The following is a 17989-nucleotide window of genomic DNA, read 5'->3' on the forward strand; positions in this document are numbered from 1 at the left end:
AAGAAATGTCAAAGTTAAAAATAAAAAGAGGAGATAACGTAATCATTACTACTGGTAAGAAAGATATCAAAGGTAAGACTGGTGAAGTTATTGAAGTGATCAAAAAAGAAGGAAAAGACCCTAGAGTAATCGTTGCAGGACTTAACATCGTTAAAAAACACGTTAAGCCTTCAGCTTCAAATCCTCAAGGAGGAATTACTGAAAAGGAAGCTTCTATTCATATCTCAAACGTAGCTTTAGTTGGTAAAGACGGAAAAGCTATCAAAATCGGTTACAAAATCGAAGGAGATAAGAAAGTAAGAATCAACAAAAAAACGGGTGAAACTTTATAATTTGAATTAACATGGAATTTATAGCAAGACCCAAAAAAATATACAAAGAGACAATTGTTCCTGCAATGATGGAAGAATTCGGGTACAAGTCAATCATGCAAGTACCTAGATTAGAGAAAATCGTTGTATCACAAGGTTTAGGAGATGCTACTGCAGATAAGAAAATTATTGATTATGCAGTAGAAGAACTTACAAACATCACAGGTCAGAAAGCAGTAGGTACGATCTCTAAGAAAGACGAAGCTGCATTCAAACTAAGAAAAGGTATGCCTGTAGGTGCAAAAGTAACTTTGAGAGCTCAGAGAATGTATGAGTTCTTAGACAGACTTACTTCTTCTGCTTTACCACGTATCAGAGATTTCTCTGGTATCAAAGCAGATGGTTTCGATGGTAGAGGTAACTACAACTTAGGTATTACTGAGCAAATTATCTTCCCTGAGATCGTAATTGACAAAGTGAAAAAAATCCAAGGGATGGACATCACTTTCGTTACTACTGCGAAAACAGATAAAGAAGCTAAAGCATTATTAACTCACTTCGGTTTACCATTTAAAAAGAACTAAGAAATGGCTAAAGAATCAATGAAAGCGCGTGAGCGCAAAAGAGAAGCACTAGTTGCTAAATACGCTGCTAAAAGACAAGCTCTTAAAGAAGCAGGTGATTACGAAGGACTTCAAAAATTGCCTAAAAATGCTTCTCCTGTAAGATTACACAACAGATGTAAACTAACAGGTAGACCAAGAGGATACATGAGAACGTTCGGTATTTCCAGAGTAACTTTCAGAGAAATGGCAAACAACGGTCTTATCCCAGGTGTAAGAAAAGCTAGTTGGTAATAATTACTAATTAAAAATCGGGACAATTAAGTTGTCAAGATACTAAAGAATAAAAATATCAGACCGAAGTTTTCTGAAGTCTGATATTTTTCTCTTCAAGTCTTTTCAATACTGATTGTTCTTTAACCAATAATTTATAAAAGAAAAATGGTAACAGATCCAATTTCAGATTTCCTAACAAGAGTAAGGAACGCACAAAGCGCAGGCCACAAAGTGGTGGAAATTCCTGCATCGAAAATCAAAAAGGAGATTACTAAGATCCTATTTGATCAAGGGTATATCTTAAACTTCAAGTTTGAAGATAACGCTGTTCAAGGAGTGATCAAAATCGCTTTAAAGTACGATAAGCAAACCAACAAACCAGCTATCAAGTCTATTCAAAGAGCTTCTAGACCAGGTTTGAGACAGTACAAAGGTTCTACTGAACTTCCAAGAGTACTAAACGGTTTGGGTATTTCTATCATCTCTACTTCTAAAGGAGTAATGACTGACAAGAAAGCTAGAGAAGAGAAAGTAGGCGGTGAAGTAATCTGCTATGTTTATTAATTTTTAATCAGAGGAAAATGTCAAGAATTGGTAAAGCAATTATAACAATTCCAGCAGGAGTTACAATCACTGAAAATAACGGTGTAGTAACTGTAAAAGGAGCGAAAGGAGAACTTTCTCAAGAGCTTACAGCAGGAATTACTTTAGAACTAAGAGATGGTGAGCTTAATGTAAACAGACCATCTGATTCTAAGCAACACAAAGCGCTTCACGGTTTATACAGAGCGTTAATCGCCAACATGATCGTTGGTGTAAATGAAGGTTTCGAAAAGAAACTAGAACTAGTAGGGGTAGGATATAGAGCTTCTCACACAGGTCAAAAACTTGAGTTAGCTTTAGGATTCTCTCACGGTATCGTATTAGAACTTCCAGGTGAAGTAAAAGTTGATACATTGACTGAAAAAGGTAAAAACCCAATTATTACTTTAACGTCTCACGACAAGCAACTTCTAGGAATGGTTACTGCAAAGATCCGTTCTTTCAGAAAGCCTGAGCCATACAAAGGAAAAGGTGTGAAATTCGTAGGAGAAATTGTTAGACGTAAAGCTGGTAAATCTGCTTAATAAATTATAAGTATTATGGCATTAAGTAAATTAGAAAAAAGAATAAGAATCAAAAGAAGAGTAAGAGGGAAAATCTCTGGATCTTCTGAATTGCCAAGATTATCTGTATATAAAAGTAATAAGGAAATTTACGCTCAGTTAATCGACGATAAAAATGGTAAAACTTTAGCATCAGCTTCTTCTAGAGAGAAAGGTGTAGACGCTAAAGGTACTAAGACTGAAATTTCTGCTGCTGTTGGTAAAGCTATCGCTGCTAAAGCTATCGCTGCAGGAATCGAAAGTATTGTATTTGACAGAAACGGATTCGTATACCACGGTAGAGTGAAAGCTCTAGCTGATGGTGCAAGAGAAGGTGGACTTAAATTCTAATCATTAAATTTCGGAAAATATGTTAGGACTAGATAATATAGAAAGAGTAAAACCGGGAGGATTAGAATTAAAAGATCGTCTCGTAGCTGTTAACAGAGTAACAAAAGTAACTAAAGGAGGTAGAGCTTTCGGATTTTCTGCTATTGTTGTAGTAGGTAACGAAGAAGGTATTATCGGTTTCGGTTTAGGAAAATCTAAAGAGGTTGCTTCTGCAATTGCTAAAGCAGTTGAAGACGCTAAGAAAAACCTTGTTAAAGTTCCTGTAATGAACCATACTATCCCTCACCAAACTACTGCTAGATACGGTGGTGCAGATATCTTCTTAAGACCTGCTTCTCACGGTACAGGACTTATCGCCGGTGGTGCGGTAAGAGCGGTATTGGAATCTGCTGGTATTCACGATATCCTTTCAAAATCTAAAGGATCTTCTAACCCTCACAACGTAGTGAAAGCTACTTTCAAAGCGTTATTAGACATCAGAAGACCTGAGGAGATCGCTAGAATGAGAGGAGTTTCTCTAAGTAAAGTGTTTAACGGTTAATATATAAAACAATGGCAACAATTAAAGTAAAACAAGTAAGAAGCGCTATTGGTAGAACAAAAACCCAAAAGAGAACGCTTGAAGCATTAGGATTAAAAAAACTTCACCAAGTTGTAGAACATGAAGCTACTCCTTCCATCTTAGGAATGATCGCTGCAGTAGGACACTTACTTGAAGTTCAAAAATAATTTTATAAAAGAGAAATTAAAATGAATTTAAACAATATACAACCAGCTGCAGGTTCTACATTCAATTCAAAAAGAATTGGAAGAGGACAAGGTACTGGAAAAGGAGGTACTTCAACAAAAGGACACAAAGGTCAGAAAGCTAGAGCTGGTTATTCTCAGAAAATCGGTTTCGAAGGTGGACAGATGCCTTTACAAAGAAGATTACCTAAATTCGGATTCAAAAACGTAAACAGAAAAGAGTTTAGAGGAGTTAACCTTGATACTATTCAAACTTTAATCGAGAACAAATCCATCACTGGAGATATCACGAAAGAAGTTTTAGTAGAAAACGGGATAGTTTCTAAAAACGAATTAGTGAAAATTATGGGTAGAGGAGAATTGAAATCTGCGGTTTCAATCTCTGCTGACAAATTCACTAAATCTGCTGAAGAGCTTATTGCTAAAGCAGGTGGAAAAGCAATTACCTTATAATACTTACTAATGAAAGAATTTATACAAACACTTAAAAATATATGGAGCCTAAAGGAATTAAGAGATAAAATTCTCTTTACGTTAGGTATTATCCTTGTGTATAGATTCGCATCTTATATCTCGCTTCCCGCAATTAACCTTGCAGAAGTGGGAGATCTCTTAGAGCATTATAAAAATCAAGGCGGTAACAAGCAAGGAGCAGGTCTCCTTGGCTTGCTTTCGTCGTTTACGGGGGGAGCTTTCAGCCACGCTTCCGTAATGGCGTTGGGTATCATGCCTTATATTTCTGCTTCTATTATTGTTCAGTTGATGGGAATGGCTATTCCTTATCTTCAGAAGCTTCAGAAAGATGGAGAGTCAGGTAGAAATACATTGAACCAAATTACAAGATGGTTAACGATTGGAGTTTGTCTGGTACAGGCACCTTCTTACTTAACTTCTATTACTCAATTATTCTTACCGTATGCTCAATTCCAGTCTGCATACTTTGTAGAGCCAAATTCTATCATGTTCTGGTTGCCAAGTATTGTAATCTTGGTTGCTGGTTCAGTATTCGCAATGTGGTTAGGTGAAAAAATCACCGACAAAGGTATCGGAAACGGTATCTCTATCCTTATTATGGTGGGGATCCTTTCAAGATTACCAGAAGCATTCGTACAGGAAATGGCAGTGCAGAATGGAAAAGGAGGAATGGGATCAATCATGATCCTTATTGAAGTATTATTCTGGATGGTGGTAGTTCTTTTAGCAGTGATCTTATCAGTTGCTGTCAGAAAAATCCCGATTCAGTATGTAAGCAGAGCTCAAGCAAGAGGAGGTGTAAACAGAAATCTTATGCAGGGAGCAAGACAATGGATTCCATTGAAAGTAAATGCTGCTGGTGTAATGCCGATTATCTTTGCTCAGGCATTGATGTTCGTACCAGGATTATTAACAAAATTCGATGAGTCTAATACTTTTCTTGCAGGTTTCAAGAATGTTTTTAGCTGGCAGTACAACGTATTGTTTGCACTATTAATTATTATCTTCTCGTTTTTCTATACTGCAATTACAATTCCGGTAAACCAAATGGCTGATGATTTGAAGAGAAATGGAGGTTTAGTACCGAAAGTAAGACCAGGAAAAGAGACAGCTGATTATTTAGATGATATTTTATCAAAAATTACCTTGCCAGGTGCAATATTTTTATCTATCTTTGCAATCCTTCCGGCAATTGTGCACGGAACCTTTGTTCAGACAGATGCGTTTGCCCTATTTTTCGGGGGAACGTCACTATTAATTATGGTGGGTGTAATTTTAGATACAGTTCAACAGATTAATACATATCTGCTGAACCATCATTATGATGGCTTAATGCAGTCTAAATTATCAAGAACGACTGGATATTAATTTATGGCAAAACAAAAACATATTGAACAAGACGGCGTTATAACGGAAGCACTTTCGAACGCTCAGTTCCGTGTAGAGCTAGAAAATGGGCATATTCTTATCGCTCATATTTCTGGTAAAATGAGAATGCATTATATTAAACTTTTACCTGGTGATAAGGTAAAACTAGAAATGTCTCCTTATGATTTATCAAAAGGGAGAATCACATTTAGATATTAAACAAATGCCAAATGGAATCTTAGGATCTCCATTTGGCTATTGTTAAAAAATAAATACTATCAAAATGAAAGTAAGAGCATCAATTAAAAAAAGAAGCGCTGATTGCAAAATCGTACGCAGAAAAGGTGTACTATTCGTAATCAACAAGAAGAACCCAAAATTTAAACAAAGACAAGGTTAATTAAATTATGGCGAGAATTGCAGGTATTGATTTACCAAAAAACAAAAGAGGAGTTATCGGTTTAACTTACATTTATGGTGTTGGAAGAAGTACTTCTTCTGAAATCCTTAAAGCTGCCGGTATCAGCGAAGACAAAAAAGTCAACGAATGGAATGACGATGAATTGGCTGCAATCAGAACTTATATCTTAGAAAACGTAAAAGTAGAAGGAGAATTAAGATCTGAAGTGCAATTGAACATTAAGAGATTAATGGACATAGGATGCCAACGAGGAATACGTCACAGACTTGGATTACCTTTAAGAGGCCAGAGAACGAAAAACAACTCTAGAACCCGAAAAGGAAAGAGAAAAACTGTTGCTAACAAGAAAAAAGCTAGTAAATAATCGTTAGGAATTATGGCAAAACAAACTAAAGTAGTTAAGAAGAGAAAAGTAAAAGTTGAAGCTATTGGAGAAGCACATATTCAAGCTTCTTTCAATAACATCATCATTTCTTTAACAAATAAAAACGGAGAGGTTATCTCTTGGGCTTCTGCCGGTAAAATGGGTTTCAGAGGTTCTAAAAAGAATACTCCATTTGCTGCTCAGATGGCAGCTGAAAATTGCTCTGCTGTAGCTCACGAAGCTGGTTTAAGAAGAGTAAAGGTGTTTGTGAAAGGTCCAGGTGCAGGTAGAGAATCTGCTATCAGATCTATTCACAATTCAGGAATTGAAGTTAGCGAAATCATTGATGTGACTCCTATGCCACACAATGGATGTAGACCACCAAAAAGAAGAAGAGTTTAATTTTTAGAATTTACCCATTATGGCAAGATATATTGGACCTAAAACTAAGATTGCTAGAAAGTTTGGTGCTGCAATCTACGGAGATGACAAAAACTTCGAAAAGAGAAAAAACCAACCGCCAGGACAACACGGTCCTAACAAAAGAAGAGGTGCTAAAAAATCAGAATATGCAGTTCAGTTAGCTGAAAAACAAAAAGCTAAATATACTTACGGTATTTTAGAAAGACAGTTTGCTAACTTATTTGAAAAAGCACACAGAAGCAAAGGTGTAACAGGGGAAGTTCTATTACAACTTTGTGAATCAAGATTGGATAACGTAGTATACAGATTAGGTTTTGCTAAAACTAGATCTGGAGCTAGACAATTAGTTTCTCACAGACACATCACTGTGAACGGAGAGATTCTTAATATCCCTTCTTACTTGGTAAAAGCTGGTGATGTAATCACTGTAAGAGAAAAGTCTAAGTCTCTTGAAGTTGTTACCAATGCATTGGCTTCTAAGTCAAACTATGAGTGGTTACAATTCAACGATGAGAAGAAAGAAGGTACCTTCATTTCTGCTCCTGAAAGAATCCAAATTCCGGAGGACATTAAGGAGAACCTTATCGTCGAACTTTACTCTAAATAATTTTTTAATCAAATTTTTGCTCAACCCAATAATATGGCAATTTTACAATTCATAAAACCCGATAAAGTAATTTTACTTAACTCTGATGAATTTAAAGGTCAATTTGAATTCAGACCTTTAGAACCAGGTTTCGGGCTTACAATCGGTAATGCTTTGAGAAGAGTGTTGCTTTCTTCTCTGGAAGGATACGCTATTTCATCTATCAAAATAGAAGGTGTAGAGCACGAATTTTCAACTATTCCAGGAGTAATCGAAGACGTTACCGAAATTATTCTTAACCTTAAGCAGGTAAGATTAAAAGCTGCAGCAGAAGGCCAGGCTAACGAGCAGGTTGTTGCTAAAGTTTCAGGTCAAACGGTTATTACTGCTGGTGATTTAGGAAAGTCTATCAACGGATTTGAGGTTTTAAACCCAGATTTAGTGATCTGCAACCTAAACAGTGATGTAACTTTCGAAATTACTTTCAATATTGAAAAAGGTAGAGGGTATGTTCCTTCTGAACAAAATAAATCAAACAATGCTCCTGTAGGAACTATTGCTATTGACTCTATTTTTACGCCGATTAAGAAAGTACAATACAGCATTGAAAATTATCGTGTAGAGCAAAAAACAGACTACGAAAAACTTGTATTAGATATAGAAACTGACGGGTCTATCAGCCCTCAGAATGCTTTAACTGAAGCTTCTAAGATATTAATTTATCACTTCATGCTATTCTCTGATGAGAGAATCACGCTTGAAACTGAAGCTGTAAAAGCATCTATCCAGTACGATGAAGAAACTCTTCACACAAGACAACTTCTTAAGTCTAAATTAGCAGATATGGATCTTTCAGTAAGAGCCCTTAACTGTCTTAAAGCAGCTGAAGTAGAAACTCTTGGAGAACTGGTTTCTTACAGTAAGTCTGATTTGATGAAATTCAGAAATTTTGGTAAAAAATCTTTGACAGAACTAGAAGAATTAGTGCATTCAAAAGGTCTTAACTTCGGTTTCGACGTTGCAAAATATAAGTTAGACGCTGATAAATAATTAATAATGAGACACGGTAAAAAATTCAATCACTTAGGAAGAACAGCTTCTCACAGAAGTGCTTTACTTTCTAATATGGCTTGTTCTCTAATTGAGCATAAAAGAATCAACACTACTGTAGCTAAAGCTAAAGCTTTAAGAGTATATGTTGAGCCTCTATTAACAAAAGCAAAAGAAGATACTACACACAACAGAAGAGTAGTATTCTCTTACCTTCAAAATAAATTTGCGGTTGCTGAATTATTCAGAACTGTAGCTCCTAAAATCGCTGAAAGAAACGGTGGTTATACAAGAATCATTAAGACAGGTTTCAGACCAGGTGATGCTGCTGATATGGCTCTTATCGAATTGGTAGATTTCAACGAGCTTTACAACCCTAATGCTGAAGAGAAAAAAGCTACAAGAAGAAGCAGAAGATCAACTGCTACTACAAAAAAAGCTGAAGCAGTAGTTGCTGATGCTCCAGTAGTAGAAGAGAAAGTAGAAGAAGCTAAAGCTGATACTACTGAAGAAAAAACTGAAGAATAATAATTTTCATTCAGATATTAAATAGAAACCATCCGTTTTTCGGATGGTTTTTTTTATTTCGTTAACGTATAATTAATATATTTAGAATAACTTTGAGGCTCTAAAAAAATCTTGATCATGATCATCTTAAAAGATAAGTTAGGAAAAACAATTTCCGGGGAGAGCATTAGCTTTATAGAGACTCCCAATAAAGAGGGAATTATTGTTCCGGAATACATTATCATTCACTTTACTGCAGGGCGGGGGGCTGAAAGTTCAATAAACTGGTTTAAGGATCCTACAGCAAAAGCTTCAGCTCATATTATTATAGATAGTGATGGCAGGATTACCCAAATGGTAGAATTCAATAAAAAAGCCTGGCATGCAGGAAGAAGCCGATGGGCAGACCGTTCAGGATTCAATGATTTTTCTATCGGGATTGAGCTCGAAAATCCGGGAAGACTTACTAAAGTAAATGAAAGATTTTATGCTTGGTTTGAAAAAGAATATTCCAAAGATGTAGTAGTAACCGCTAAGCATAAGCATGAAAATGAAACCTCTTATTGGCATAGCTTTACAGAAAAGCAGCTGGAAACATGTTTTCAGGTTTGCAAACTGTTGATGGAAACATACAATATCAAAAATATTCTGGGTCATGATGATATTGCTCCTTTCAGGAAGAATGATCCCGGGCCTGCATTTCCTATGGACAATTTCAGAGCGAAATTATTAGGGAGAGAAGACGATACTGCAGATATGTATAAAGTGAATGCTGAATATGCCAATGTAAGAAACGGTGCAGGAACAGAATTCGAAGTTGTAGTAGAGCTTAAAAAAGATACCCAGGTTGAGTTCATTCAAAGTAAACTGGGCTGGTTTTATGTATATGTTCTGTTTAATCCTGGAAAAGATGGTGAGCCAATATATGGCTGGATCAATAGTGACTTGCTGAAAAAGATATAATACCTATAAAAATAAAATGTCCCAGTAGGTTTTGGGACATTTTTTATTTTAAATCTTTGTTCTTTTCAGTTCGATAATATTATTACCCTGTTCAAGATGAAGGCTGTCACCTTTTACTCTTGCCGTCATATCATCTTTCTTATAAATCGTTTCATCACCTTTGGTTTCTGTCTTCGGTAATGTAAATGTTTTCTTGTTGCTGGTAATCGCTACTGTATTTTCTTTCGGATCGTTTTTGAATACCACTTTTACTAACGTTCCGTCTGTAGCTTTATAAACAAAATCTGTTTTCTCAGTTTTCTGTCCGTTAATGTCTACCGTTGAAGAACTTTGTGTCAACGAATCTACTTTTCCATTGTTGTCTGTAACTACAGTTTCTGAGCTCTCTGTTTTGATAACGCTTTTGTTTCCGCTTTCACTTTTTTTACAGCTCACCGCTGTTAATGTAAGTACAGCACCAAGTGCTAAAAGACCTTTTTTCATGATTATATTATTTGATATTTACTATGATTTTTACTCTTTAAATTTTACAAAAATCATGCCTGACAATATGAGGAATTTCTGTCGATTTTGAAAAATAAATCACTTCTTTTTCTCTTTAAATAAAGTGATCCCCTGCAATATTAATTTTAAAACTCATGCTGAATTTTTTCTGTTAAACGAAAATCTGTTCTGCATCTGCTCCAAATAATAAATTTCTCTGAGTTTAAATCTGATTCCTGAAAGTTGAATTGTTATTTGTTTATTGTTTGTTTTATTATGTTATTATTAATTTAAATTTATATTGGTTTTGAAGTGAAAAATTGATTAAATTTAAGAAAACTAAATAGACTAAACCATAATTATAAACTCACTTGTCAATATTACACAAAGGTGTAATTGATTTCAATTTGTTTTCTGTTGAAATTTGCTACAAACAAACAAAGTCATGAGCATTTCCATCGCCATAGTAGAAGATGAAAAAAACTACAACAATGCGTTGAAGAAAGTAATCAATTACCAACAGGATATGATGGTAATTGCCCAGTTCTTTGATGGAAATGATGCCATGCAAAACCTTCCCGACATTTCCCCGGATGTGGTGATGATGGATATCCAGCTGCAAGATATGCTGGGAATAGAAATCATAGAAAAACTACGAAAAGAGATGCCCAATACACAATTCATCATGTGTACCAGCTTTGATGATGATGAAAAGATCTTTAATTCTTTAAAAGCCGGAGCAATGGGATATCTCGTAAAAGGAGAAAGTATGGATAAAATCCTTTCTTCCATCCGTGATGTTTACAGTGGTGGAGCTCCTATGAGTTTTTCCATAGCCCGGAGAGTTCTTAAGCATTTTGAAAGAAATCTCACCGAAATCAAAGGTTTCGATGAACTTACAGAGCGTGAAAAAGAAGTTCTTGAGCTTCTTTCAGAGGGCCTTCTTTATAAGGAAATAGCGGATAAAAAATGTATCAGTATTGATACCGTTAAAAAGCATGTTGGAAATATCTACAGAAAACTTCACGTAAACAATAAAGTGGAGGCTATCAATAAGTTTAACAATTTTAAAAACTAAGAAATTATGGAGACATTAGAGTTAAAAAATCCTGAATTTGGGACAGAGGCTATTGGAAACAAACTTGCAGATCTGGTATTGCAAAATAAGGAAAAAACTAATCCTTTGATTGAAGCGCACATGGATCATGACATCGGTATCATGTTTATGTACCAGGCAAAAAAAGGTATTTTAAATAGTTCGGGAGTAGCGTCCAAGCTGGTCAATCCGTATTTGGATACCTATTTGGTAGACATCAGTACTTTTGAAAACTTATTCAACACATTTAGTTCTCAAGGAAAAGGGATTAAATTTGAGTTTATCTTTATTAGCCAGCAGGATTATATTAAGTATACGGGCAGTACGAATGTTTCTACTGGTGCAAGCGAATTTTTATACTTTGTGGCTACACCACTGGATCATAATGACAACGCAATGGGACATTATATTATCTTTAATTTGGGTCATAAGTTTGAAGCAAATATGGATTTCATTAGCCCTGAAGAAAGAAGAATCCTGCATGATAACTACCTCTCCTCACAATTTTATAGTAATATGAATGCTTACAGCGCTCCATTGATGCAGGCAGAAGGGATATACTATACCTGGGCAGATATCAATAAAATACTGAATGAAAGAAATATAGACGGCCGCCTTTACAAAGAAGTTCAGTTTGCTCTTGGAGAAGTGATAGAGCTTGGCATTATTACAGATTATTTTAAAGCTAATCCTAATTATGTTTTTGATGCTTCAGCATATGCTTCAGCTTATGGCGGAAATGAAAAAAGACTTACCATGATTGGAAGATACCTGCCGGATGATCTTATAGGAAAAGAGGGATTCTTTGATATGGGCTCATTATATCCATAAAATGCTCATTCAGATTATATACATATCAATACTCTTTATAGATACTGTAAAGTCGATGGTTTTAGCTGGAAAGAAAGGTCTTTCCAGCCAAAACTATTTTACAGTATACTTATTCCTTTCTTTATGCCTTGAGCTTTATGGACACTATAAAATATATATTCAGGAATTCGACTTTGCTTATCTCTTCAATTACTACAGTATTTTTCTGATTATTTTTTTCAACAGATATTATGCAAAAATTTTCCCTCAAAAATTCAAAAAATTCTTTTTATATACCCTCATTGTCCTACTTGCCTATATTGCTTTGTTTGTGAAATTTTATAGTGAAAACTATGAGAATACATTAGGAATATTGGTCTGCTTTTATTTTATCATCAATGCACTAGTTTGGTTTTATATCAGACTGAAAAACTTTGATGAAATAAAGATCTTTAATGATCCGCATTTCTGGGTTTCCTGCGGATTACTTTTTTGGAGTATTTTTTTTATTTTCAGATCAATCCCCATGTTTTTTCTTAAGGATAATGACCCCGGTTTTCTACAAATTTTAAAAACGATGCAGTATTGCGTGAATATCATTATGTATGGAATATTCTATACTGCCCTAAGGAAATTTGAAAATAACGGAAAATAAAACACAATATGAAACAATTGCCGGATACAATAAGGTTGGCTTATATTATAGCAGTCATTCTGTTAATAACTTTTGTTATTTTCATTGTTTTCATTGTTGTTTTGTATAATAAAAGGCAGCTTTTTTTTATTCAGCAGCAACAGCTTAAAGAAGCTGAACACCAAAATCAGCTCCTTCAAAAAGAACTTGAAAAACAAAAAATTCTGGAAAAGGAGAGGGAACGTATTTCCCACGATATGCATGATGATCTTGGAGCAGGAATTTCCGCATTAAAACTTCAGGCAGAATTTATAAAACAAAAAGCATCAGATGATGAGCTGCAAAACGACATTGATGAACTTCTGAAAACCTCCGAAGAAATGAATATTTCTATGCGTGAAATGCTGTGGAGCCTGAATTCCGGGAATGATACACTGGGCAGCTTTGTTGATTATGCCATACTCTATACCGGAAACTTCCTAAAAAAAACAAAAATAGTACTGCATTCTGAATGTGAAAATATCATTACTGAAACACCAGTTTCTACAGAAATGAGGCGTAATCTATTTCTCTGTTTAAAAGAAGCTGTTAATAACGTATACAAGCACAGCCAGGCCAATACCTTAAAACTTTCATTTTCGCAGGAAAAAAATAACTTTTCTATGAAAATCTCTGATAATGGAACCGGAATTCATGATGAACAGCCAAAAGGAAACGGCCTCAGAAACATGAAAAGAAGAATGAGCGAATTGTCTGGTGAATGTAATGTCATGTCCGGGAATCCCGGAACCTGCCTGGCTTTCAAAATAATAGTATAAATAAATTACCCTTTTGTGTAATTGACTGGTATGTCTTTTAGAGGGAAATTTGATGTATAAAATTAAAAGCCATGAAAACTCTTATTAACGACAGTATTGGAGATTTAGAAGCTGCTTTAAAAAACAACAGTGATCTTCAGGAGAAGTTTAAAACAAATCCTATAGAGGCTATTAAAAATGTAGAAATTAGAAACCCAAAAGATACAGACTATTGGATCTACAGGATTATCGTACTTATGCTTGGGCTGGCAGTGATTGGTATCATAGCAGGGCTTATTCTCATCGCTTACTGGAATGACGGATCTGCCAAAGATAATCAGCTGGTAACGATCTTTGCCACCATTTCATCAGGAGCAATAGGAGCATTGGCCGGGCTTCTGTCTCCTACACCCAGAAAATAATAAAATACCTTACTATAATTTTATTAAAAAATCACTTTTTAAGGTGGGTTTTTTAGTTATGATTTTCTCATTTTAAATCCATGATCTGCCCTTTTGAAATTGTGGAATTATCATAATATAAATTAACTAAAATTTAACTTGGATTTATCTCAAAAAAATCCCTCGAAATACCCCTAAAAGTTAAATTTTGATTAAATTTGTCTAAACTAAAAAAAATAAAAAATGAGTGCAATTTCTTACATAGAAGCAAGACAGATTTTAGATTCCAGAGGTAATCCTACCATCGAAGTAGATGTATTTACAGAAAGCGGGGCAATGGGTCGTGCTGCTGTACCTTCAGGAGCATCTACAGGAGAACACGAAGCAGTAGAATTACGTGACGGTGGTTCAGAATACCAAGGAAAAGGAGTTCTGAAAGCTGTTGAAAATGTAAAAGAAGTAATTGCAGAGAATTTAGTAGGACAGCCGGTTTTCGAACAAAACTATATTGATCAGATTATGATTGATCTTGACGGAACGCCTAATAAAGGAAATCTTGGTGCTAATGCTATTCTTGGTGTTTCTTTGGCTGTAGCAAGAGCTGCGGCTGCAGAATTGGGAATGCCTCTATATAAATATGTAGGTGGTGTAAACGCCAACACACTTCCTGTTCCAATGATGAATGTAATCAACGGTGGATCTCACTCAGATGCTCCTATTGCGTTCCAGGAATTTATGGTTATGCCGGTAAAAGCAGATTCTTTCTCTCACGCTTTGAGAAAAGGAACTGAAATTTTCCACAACCTGAAATCTATCCTTCATTCAAGAGGTTTATCTACTGCAGTAGGTGATGAAGGTGGTTTTGCTCCAACTTTCAAAGGGACAGAAGATGCTTTGGATACATTACTTCAGGCGATCGAAAAAGCAGGCTATAAGCCTGGTGACGATATTATGTTAGCACTTGACTGTGCGGCTTCTGAATTCTACAAAGACGGAATTTATGATTACAGAAAATTCCAGACTCCGGATGCAGCTCAGTTTTCAAGCAGCGAGCAGGTTTCTTACTTAGCCGAATTGGCTGCAAAATACCCAATCATTTCTATTGAAGACGGTATGCAGGAAAATGACTGGGAAGGCTGGAAAATGTTAACGGATAAAATCGGTGACAGAGTACAGTTGGTAGGGGATGATTTATTCGTAACCAACGTAGAAAGACTGTCAAGAGGAGTAAAAGAAAATATTGCCAACTCAATTCTTGTAAAAGTAAATCAGATTGGTTCCCTTTCTGAAACAATGGCTGCTGTACAAATGGCTCAGAACAACAAATTTACTTCAGTAATGTCTCACAGATCAGGAGAAACTGAAGATTCTACAATCGCTGATTTAGCAGTAGCTATGAACTGTGGACAGATCAAAACAGGTTCAGCTTCAAGATCAGACAGAATGGCAAAATACAACCAGTTATTAAGAATTGAAGAAGCTCTTGGTGAAACTGCAATTTTCCCAGGATTAGAAGCATTTAAGATAAAAAGATAATTGAATTTATAAATAACGGCAAACGATATTTTTTGTTTGCCGTATTTTATGGAAAGTGGTATATTTAAAAAAAATAAATAAATAATGTCAGACAACAAAGTAATATTGAATTATGCAGGTAATTCATATGAATATCCAATCGTGGATAGTACTATCGGAGACAGAGGGATTGATATTTCAAAATTAAGAGACCAGACAGGTTTGATCACTCTGGATTTAGGTTACAAAAATACGGGAGCTACTATTAGCGACATCACTTACTTAGACGGAGATCAGGGAGAATTACTTTACAGAGGTTATCCAATCGAGCAGATTGCTGAAAAATCTAACTTCACTGAAGTAATGTATCTTTTATTACATGGAGAATTACCTACTCAGGATCAGTTTGCTTCATTCGACAATAATATTAAAAAATATAACTTCATCGCAGACGAAATGAAAAAAATCATTGATGTTTTTCCTCGTTCTGCTCACCCTATGGGAGTTTTATCTTCTATGACATCTGCATTAACCGCTTTCAACCCGAAAGCAGTGAACGTAAACTCTAAAGAAGAAATGGATCATGCTGCTGAGCTTATGATCGCTAAGTTCTCTCACCTTTGTGCTTGGACGTACAGAAAAACTCAAGGTTTACCATTAAACCATGGTGATAACAACCTAAACTATGTAGAAAACTTCTACAAAATGGCATTCAGATTACCAAACGTTGATTTCGAGATGGATCCGGTAGTTGTAAATGCTTTAGATAAATTATTAATCCTTCACGCAGATCATGAACAAAACTGTTCTACTTCTACAGTAAGAATGGTAGGTTCTGCTCACACAGGTCTTTTCGCTTCTATCTCTGCTGGGGTATCTGCACTTTGGGGACCACTTCACGGTGGTGCTAACCAGGCTGTAATCGAAATGCTTGAGCTTATCGAGAAAGATGGTGGTGACGTATCTAAATATGTTGCTAAAGCAAAAGATAAAAATGATAGCTTCCGTCTAATGGGATTCGGACACAGAGTGTACAAAAACTTCGACCCAAGAGCGAAAATTATCAAGAAAGCTGCTGATGATATCCTTAAATCATTAGGAATCCAGGATAAAGCTCTTGACATTGCAATGCAGTTAGAAAGAGTAGCACTTGAAGATGAGTACTTCATCGAAAGAAAACTATATCCAAACGTAGATTTCTATTCAGGAATCATCTACAGAGCGTTAGGAATTCCTACAGAAATGTTTACAGTAATGTTTGCATTAGGAAGACTTCCAGGATGGATTTCTCAGTGGAAAGAAATGAGAATGAAAGGAGACCCAATCGGAAGACCAAGACAGGTTTACCAAGGTGCTCAGGAAAGAAACTACATCGACATCGCAAGCAGATAATATTTGCTTATACCATAAAAGAATCCCAAAGCTTGCTTTGGGATTCTTTATTTTTAAACTTATTCAGTAATGGCTAAAGCTGTAATAAGGCCATTCTCAATCCGGAAATGAAAATTCAGGACTACCGGACTGCCTTCAAAAGAACCGGAAATATTGATTTTTAAAATTTTCATATTGTCCTTCACAGAAAAATCCATCACCTCAAATAGGGTTTGGTATTCATTATTAGATTTTTCATTCCATTGTTTTATTTCCTCTTTTCCAGTGTATATTTTTCCTTCGTCAAATACAGATGCGTGTTCAGAAAAACAATTGGCAAAAGCAATACTGTCAAAAAGTTTTTGTGCCTTTAAGAATTCTTGTAAAATGATAGGTAATTTCATATTGTTATTTTTAAATGATTAAACAGTAGGAATGGTGCCGCCGTCTATTACATATTCAGTTCCCGTTAAATATTGTGCCCGGGGAGAGACTAAGAATCCGACAAACTCTGCAATATCTTCCGGCTGGGCTGGTTTGCCAATAGGAATTCCACCTAACGAATCCATAACACTTTGTGTAGCTTCTTCTATTGAAATCTTTGAGCTTTCAGCAATGCGTCCCATCATCCGGGTTGCAGATGAAGTCATGATCCAGCCTGGGGAAACAGTTAGTACACGAATTCCTTTGGGTGAAACTTCTTTTGATAAACCTTTGCTGTAATTGATCAGACCGGCTTTAGCTGCCGCATAAGGTAAAGTAGAATCAAATAAAGGCAGTCTTCCCTGAATAGATGCAATATGAATGATCACTCCCGTCTTTCGCTCCAGCATTTGCGGAAGAAATCCTCTGTCTAGACGGACAGGTGCCAACAAATTTGTCTGGATTGTGTTTTCCCAGTCTTCATCGTTCAGAACAGAGAAGCCGCCACCAGGTGTTTCTGAGCCACCTAATGTGTTAATTAAAATATCAAGCCTTCCAAAAGTAGACAGCACTTCTCTTACCAGCTTTTCGGTGTCTTTTGCCCGGCTCAGATCTCCTGAAATAAAATAAAGCTGATTATTCATCTCTTCAGGTTGATTCCTTGCAGTGACAATCACGGTTGCACCAGCGGTTAATAATCTTTCGGCAATAGCTTTTCCGGTTCCTTTCGTTCCTCCCGTTACCAAAGCAATTTTACCTGATAATTCGTTGTTGAAATTAAATGATTCTGTCATGATTTCTTTTTTGTACAAATTTCAGCAGTATGGCAGGCTCATACAAGTACGGGTTTACGAATCACATAGGGATAAAATTATCCCCTATTGTGGTATCATGTCATTGTGCTACATTT

At 35.8% G+C, this 17989-nt stretch carries 28 protein-coding genes; 25 read left to right on the forward strand and 3 right to left on the reverse strand.

Annotated elements, in window-relative coordinates; translation table 11 throughout:
• Positions 1 to 5: 5 nt before the first annotated feature.
• The 18 genes from rplX to LKL37_RS17530 all read left to right on the forward strand — a co-directional run bounded on the left by rplX (position 6) and on the right by LKL37_RS17530 (position 9549).
• Positions 6 to 332: a 50S ribosomal protein L24 gene (rplX, locus tag LKL37_RS17445; RefSeq protein ID WP_040993533.1), complete on the forward strand. Its 327-nt coding sequence runs from the start codon at positions 6 to 8 to the stop codon at positions 330 to 332.
• 11 nt (positions 333 to 343) lie between these two features.
• A complete protein-coding gene (rplE, locus tag LKL37_RS17450; RefSeq protein ID WP_105702144.1) occupies positions 344 to 895 on the forward strand; it encodes a 50S ribosomal protein L5 in 552 nt (183 codons plus the stop codon).
• A 3-nt stretch (positions 896 to 898) separates the two neighbouring features.
• Positions 899 to 1168: a 30S ribosomal protein S14 gene (gene rpsN, locus LKL37_RS17455; RefSeq protein ID WP_002983233.1), complete on the forward strand. Its 270-nt coding sequence runs from the start codon at positions 899 to 901 to the stop codon at positions 1166 to 1168.
• A gap of 147 nt (positions 1169 to 1315) precedes the next feature.
• A complete protein-coding gene (rpsH, locus tag LKL37_RS17460) occupies positions 1316 to 1714 on the forward strand; it encodes a 30S ribosomal protein S8 (RefSeq protein ID WP_047376575.1) in 399 nt (132 codons plus the stop codon).
• Between the two features lie 17 nt (positions 1715 to 1731).
• Positions 1732 to 2277 carry a 50S ribosomal protein L6 gene (gene rplF / locus LKL37_RS17465; RefSeq protein WP_431611749.1) on the forward strand — a complete coding sequence of 182 codons (546 nt, stop codon included), beginning with the start codon at positions 1732 to 1734 and terminating at the stop codon, positions 2275 to 2277.
• A gap of 15 nt (positions 2278 to 2292) precedes the next feature.
• Positions 2293 to 2646 (forward strand): 50S ribosomal protein L18, encoded by a 354-nt coding sequence (rplR, locus tag LKL37_RS17470; protein ID WP_077413597.1) that lies wholly within the window; start codon positions 2293 to 2295, stop codon positions 2644 to 2646.
• Between the two features lie 19 nt (positions 2647 to 2665).
• The gene (gene rpsE, locus LKL37_RS17475; RefSeq protein WP_045491132.1) at positions 2666 to 3187 is read left to right on the forward strand and encodes a 30S ribosomal protein S5; all 522 of its coding nucleotides are present in this window, start codon (positions 2666 to 2668) and stop codon (positions 3185 to 3187) included.
• Positions 3188 to 3198: 11 nt separating this feature from the next.
• Positions 3199 to 3375 carry a 50S ribosomal protein L30 gene (rpmD, locus tag LKL37_RS17480; RefSeq protein ID WP_027371710.1) on the forward strand — a complete coding sequence of 59 codons (177 nt, stop codon included), beginning with the start codon at positions 3199 to 3201 and terminating at the stop codon, positions 3373 to 3375.
• A gap of 21 nt (positions 3376 to 3396) precedes the next feature.
• The gene (rplO, locus tag LKL37_RS17485; protein ID WP_027371709.1) at positions 3397 to 3846 is read left to right on the forward strand and encodes a 50S ribosomal protein L15; all 450 of its coding nucleotides are present in this window, start codon (positions 3397 to 3399) and stop codon (positions 3844 to 3846) included.
• A gap of 9 nt (positions 3847 to 3855) precedes the next feature.
• Positions 3856 to 5235: a preprotein translocase subunit SecY gene (gene secY / locus LKL37_RS17490; RefSeq protein WP_089692682.1), complete on the forward strand. Its 1380-nt coding sequence runs from the start codon at positions 3856 to 3858 to the stop codon at positions 5233 to 5235.
• A 3-nt stretch (positions 5236 to 5238) separates the two neighbouring features.
• A complete protein-coding gene (infA, locus tag LKL37_RS17495) occupies positions 5239 to 5454 on the forward strand; it encodes a translation initiation factor IF-1 (protein WP_027381317.1) in 216 nt (71 codons plus the stop codon).
• Positions 5455 to 5518: 64 nt separating this feature from the next.
• Positions 5519 to 5635 carry a 50S ribosomal protein L36 gene (gene rpmJ, locus LKL37_RS17500; protein ID WP_007839480.1) on the forward strand — a complete coding sequence of 39 codons (117 nt, stop codon included), beginning with the start codon at positions 5519 to 5521 and terminating at the stop codon, positions 5633 to 5635.
• Positions 5636 to 5642: 7 nt separating this feature from the next.
• Positions 5643 to 6020 carry a 30S ribosomal protein S13 gene (rpsM, locus tag LKL37_RS17505; protein WP_034694696.1) on the forward strand — a complete coding sequence of 126 codons (378 nt, stop codon included), beginning with the start codon at positions 5643 to 5645 and terminating at the stop codon, positions 6018 to 6020.
• A 12-nt stretch (positions 6021 to 6032) separates the two neighbouring features.
• On the forward strand, positions 6033 to 6422 hold the full coding sequence (gene rpsK, locus LKL37_RS17510; RefSeq protein ID WP_002983263.1) for a 30S ribosomal protein S11: 390 nt from the start codon (positions 6033 to 6035) through the stop codon (positions 6420 to 6422).
• Positions 6423 to 6441: 19 nt separating this feature from the next.
• Complete coding sequence (rpsD, locus tag LKL37_RS17515; RefSeq protein WP_047096812.1) at positions 6442 to 7050, forward strand: 30S ribosomal protein S4; 609 nt, start codon at positions 6442 to 6444, stop codon at positions 7048 to 7050.
• A 33-nt stretch (positions 7051 to 7083) separates the two neighbouring features.
• Positions 7084 to 8079: a DNA-directed RNA polymerase subunit alpha gene (locus tag LKL37_RS17520; RefSeq protein ID WP_047376582.1), complete on the forward strand. Its 996-nt coding sequence runs from the start codon at positions 7084 to 7086 to the stop codon at positions 8077 to 8079.
• 6 nt (positions 8080 to 8085) lie between these two features.
• Entirely contained in the window at positions 8086 to 8607 is a 522-nt protein-coding gene (gene rplQ, locus LKL37_RS17525) for a 50S ribosomal protein L17 (RefSeq protein WP_047380592.1), read from the forward strand.
• 117 nt (positions 8608 to 8724) lie between these two features.
• Entirely contained in the window at positions 8725 to 9549 is an 825-nt protein-coding gene (locus LKL37_RS17530) for an N-acetylmuramoyl-L-alanine amidase (protein ID WP_431611751.1), read from the forward strand.
• A 48-nt stretch (positions 9550 to 9597) separates the two neighbouring features.
• Here the strand turns inward: LKL37_RS17530 and LKL37_RS17535 are convergent, their stop codons facing one another.
• Positions 9598 to 10032 carry a hypothetical protein gene (locus LKL37_RS17535; protein ID WP_431611753.1) on the reverse strand — a complete coding sequence of 145 codons (435 nt, stop codon included), beginning with the start codon at positions 10030 to 10032 and terminating at the stop codon, positions 9598 to 9600.
• Positions 10033 to 10477: 445 nt separating this feature from the next.
• Between LKL37_RS17535 and LKL37_RS17540 the strand changes: the two genes are divergently transcribed.
• The 7 genes from LKL37_RS17540 to LKL37_RS17570 all read left to right on the forward strand — a co-directional run bounded on the left by LKL37_RS17540 (position 10478) and on the right by LKL37_RS17570 (position 16677).
• Positions 10478 to 11110 carry a response regulator gene (locus tag LKL37_RS17540; RefSeq protein ID WP_431611754.1) on the forward strand — a complete coding sequence of 211 codons (633 nt, stop codon included), beginning with the start codon at positions 10478 to 10480 and terminating at the stop codon, positions 11108 to 11110.
• Between the two features lie 6 nt (positions 11111 to 11116).
• Positions 11117 to 11959: a hypothetical protein gene (locus LKL37_RS17545; protein ID WP_431611755.1), complete on the forward strand. Its 843-nt coding sequence runs from the start codon at positions 11117 to 11119 to the stop codon at positions 11957 to 11959.
• Between the two features lies 1 nt (position 11960).
• Entirely contained in the window at positions 11961 to 12593 is a 633-nt protein-coding gene (locus LKL37_RS17550) for a hypothetical protein (RefSeq protein WP_431611756.1), read from the forward strand.
• 8 nt (positions 12594 to 12601) lie between these two features.
• Entirely contained in the window at positions 12602 to 13390 is a 789-nt protein-coding gene (locus tag LKL37_RS17555) for a sensor histidine kinase (RefSeq protein ID WP_431611757.1), read from the forward strand.
• Positions 13391 to 13461: 71 nt separating this feature from the next.
• Positions 13462 to 13791, forward strand: coding sequence for a hypothetical protein (locus tag LKL37_RS17560; protein WP_431611758.1), 330 nt, complete (start codon positions 13462 to 13464; stop codon positions 13789 to 13791).
• A gap of 222 nt (positions 13792 to 14013) precedes the next feature.
• Complete coding sequence (gene eno / locus LKL37_RS17565; RefSeq protein WP_431611760.1) at positions 14014 to 15306, forward strand: phosphopyruvate hydratase; 1293 nt, start codon at positions 14014 to 14016, stop codon at positions 15304 to 15306.
• Positions 15307 to 15390: 84 nt separating this feature from the next.
• Positions 15391 to 16677: a citrate synthase gene (locus LKL37_RS17570; RefSeq protein ID WP_431611761.1), complete on the forward strand. Its 1287-nt coding sequence runs from the start codon at positions 15391 to 15393 to the stop codon at positions 16675 to 16677.
• A 59-nt stretch (positions 16678 to 16736) separates the two neighbouring features.
• On the opposite strand, the gene LKL37_RS17575 is transcribed toward LKL37_RS17570, so the two are convergent.
• Entirely contained in the window at positions 16737 to 17060 is a 324-nt protein-coding gene (locus tag LKL37_RS17575; RefSeq protein WP_431611762.1) for a nuclear transport factor 2 family protein, read from the reverse strand.
• 18 nt (positions 17061 to 17078) lie between these two features.
• Positions 17079 to 17873: an SDR family oxidoreductase gene (locus tag LKL37_RS17580; RefSeq protein WP_431611764.1), complete on the reverse strand. Its 795-nt coding sequence runs from the start codon at positions 17871 to 17873 to the stop codon at positions 17079 to 17081.
• Between the last annotated feature and the right edge of the window lie 116 nt (positions 17874 to 17989).

Origin of the sequence: Chryseobacterium sp. 'Rf worker isolate 10' (genome assembly GCF_050753305.1) — a bacterium.
GTDB lineage: Bacteria > Bacteroidota > Bacteroidia > Flavobacteriales > Weeksellaceae > Chryseobacterium.

Bases quoted from the DNA above. Each gene is read 5' to 3' on its own strand.
- rplX (WP_040993533.1), top strand. From the start codon at position 6: ATGTCAAAGTTAAAAATAAAAAGAGGAGATAACGTAATCATTACTACT.
- rplE (WP_105702144.1), top strand. From the start codon at position 344: ATGGAATTTATAGCAAGACCCAAAAAAATATACAAAGAGACAATTGTT.
- rpsN (WP_002983233.1), top strand. From the start codon at position 899: ATGGCTAAAGAATCAATGAAAGCGCGTGAGCGCAAAAGAGAAGCACTA.
- rpsH (WP_047376575.1), top strand. From the start codon at position 1,316: ATGGTAACAGATCCAATTTCAGATTTCCTAACAAGAGTAAGGAACGCA.
- rplF (WP_431611749.1), top strand. From the start codon at position 1,732: ATGTCAAGAATTGGTAAAGCAATTATAACAATTCCAGCAGGAGTTACA.
- rplR (WP_077413597.1), top strand. From the start codon at position 2,293: ATGGCATTAAGTAAATTAGAAAAAAGAATAAGAATCAAAAGAAGAGTA.
- rpsE (WP_045491132.1), top strand. From the start codon at position 2,666: ATGTTAGGACTAGATAATATAGAAAGAGTAAAACCGGGAGGATTAGAA.
- rpmD (WP_027371710.1), top strand. From the start codon at position 3,199: ATGGCAACAATTAAAGTAAAACAAGTAAGAAGCGCTATTGGTAGAACA.
- rplO (WP_027371709.1), top strand. From the start codon at position 3,397: ATGAATTTAAACAATATACAACCAGCTGCAGGTTCTACATTCAATTCA.
- secY (WP_089692682.1), top strand. From the start codon at position 3,856: ATGAAAGAATTTATACAAACACTTAAAAATATATGGAGCCTAAAGGAA.
- infA (WP_027381317.1), top strand. From the start codon at position 5,239: ATGGCAAAACAAAAACATATTGAACAAGACGGCGTTATAACGGAAGCA.
- rpmJ (WP_007839480.1), top strand. From the start codon at position 5,519: ATGAAAGTAAGAGCATCAATTAAAAAAAGAAGCGCTGATTGCAAAATC.
- rpsM (WP_034694696.1), top strand. From the start codon at position 5,643: ATGGCGAGAATTGCAGGTATTGATTTACCAAAAAACAAAAGAGGAGTT.
- rpsK (WP_002983263.1), top strand. From the start codon at position 6,033: ATGGCAAAACAAACTAAAGTAGTTAAGAAGAGAAAAGTAAAAGTTGAA.
- rpsD (WP_047096812.1), top strand. From the start codon at position 6,442: ATGGCAAGATATATTGGACCTAAAACTAAGATTGCTAGAAAGTTTGGT.
- LKL37_RS17520 (WP_047376582.1), top strand. From the start codon at position 7,084: ATGGCAATTTTACAATTCATAAAACCCGATAAAGTAATTTTACTTAAC.
- rplQ (WP_047380592.1), top strand. From the start codon at position 8,086: ATGAGACACGGTAAAAAATTCAATCACTTAGGAAGAACAGCTTCTCAC.
- LKL37_RS17530 (WP_431611751.1), top strand. From the start codon at position 8,725: ATGATCATCTTAAAAGATAAGTTAGGAAAAACAATTTCCGGGGAGAGC.
- LKL37_RS17535 (WP_431611753.1), bottom strand. From the start codon at position 10,032: ATGAAAAAAGGTCTTTTAGCACTTGGTGCTGTACTTACATTAACAGCG.
- LKL37_RS17540 (WP_431611754.1), top strand. From the start codon at position 10,478: ATGAGCATTTCCATCGCCATAGTAGAAGATGAAAAAAACTACAACAAT.
- LKL37_RS17545 (WP_431611755.1), top strand. From the start codon at position 11,117: ATGGAGACATTAGAGTTAAAAAATCCTGAATTTGGGACAGAGGCTATT.
- LKL37_RS17550 (WP_431611756.1), top strand. From the start codon at position 11,961: ATGCTCATTCAGATTATATACATATCAATACTCTTTATAGATACTGTA.
- LKL37_RS17555 (WP_431611757.1), top strand. From the start codon at position 12,602: ATGAAACAATTGCCGGATACAATAAGGTTGGCTTATATTATAGCAGTC.
- LKL37_RS17560 (WP_431611758.1), top strand. From the start codon at position 13,462: ATGAAAACTCTTATTAACGACAGTATTGGAGATTTAGAAGCTGCTTTA.
- eno (WP_431611760.1), top strand. From the start codon at position 14,014: ATGAGTGCAATTTCTTACATAGAAGCAAGACAGATTTTAGATTCCAGA.
- LKL37_RS17570 (WP_431611761.1), top strand. From the start codon at position 15,391: ATGTCAGACAACAAAGTAATATTGAATTATGCAGGTAATTCATATGAA.
- LKL37_RS17575 (WP_431611762.1), bottom strand. From the start codon at position 17,060: ATGAAATTACCTATCATTTTACAAGAATTCTTAAAGGCACAAAAACTT.
- LKL37_RS17580 (WP_431611764.1), bottom strand. From the start codon at position 17,873: ATGACAGAATCATTTAATTTCAACAACGAATTATCAGGTAAAATTGCT.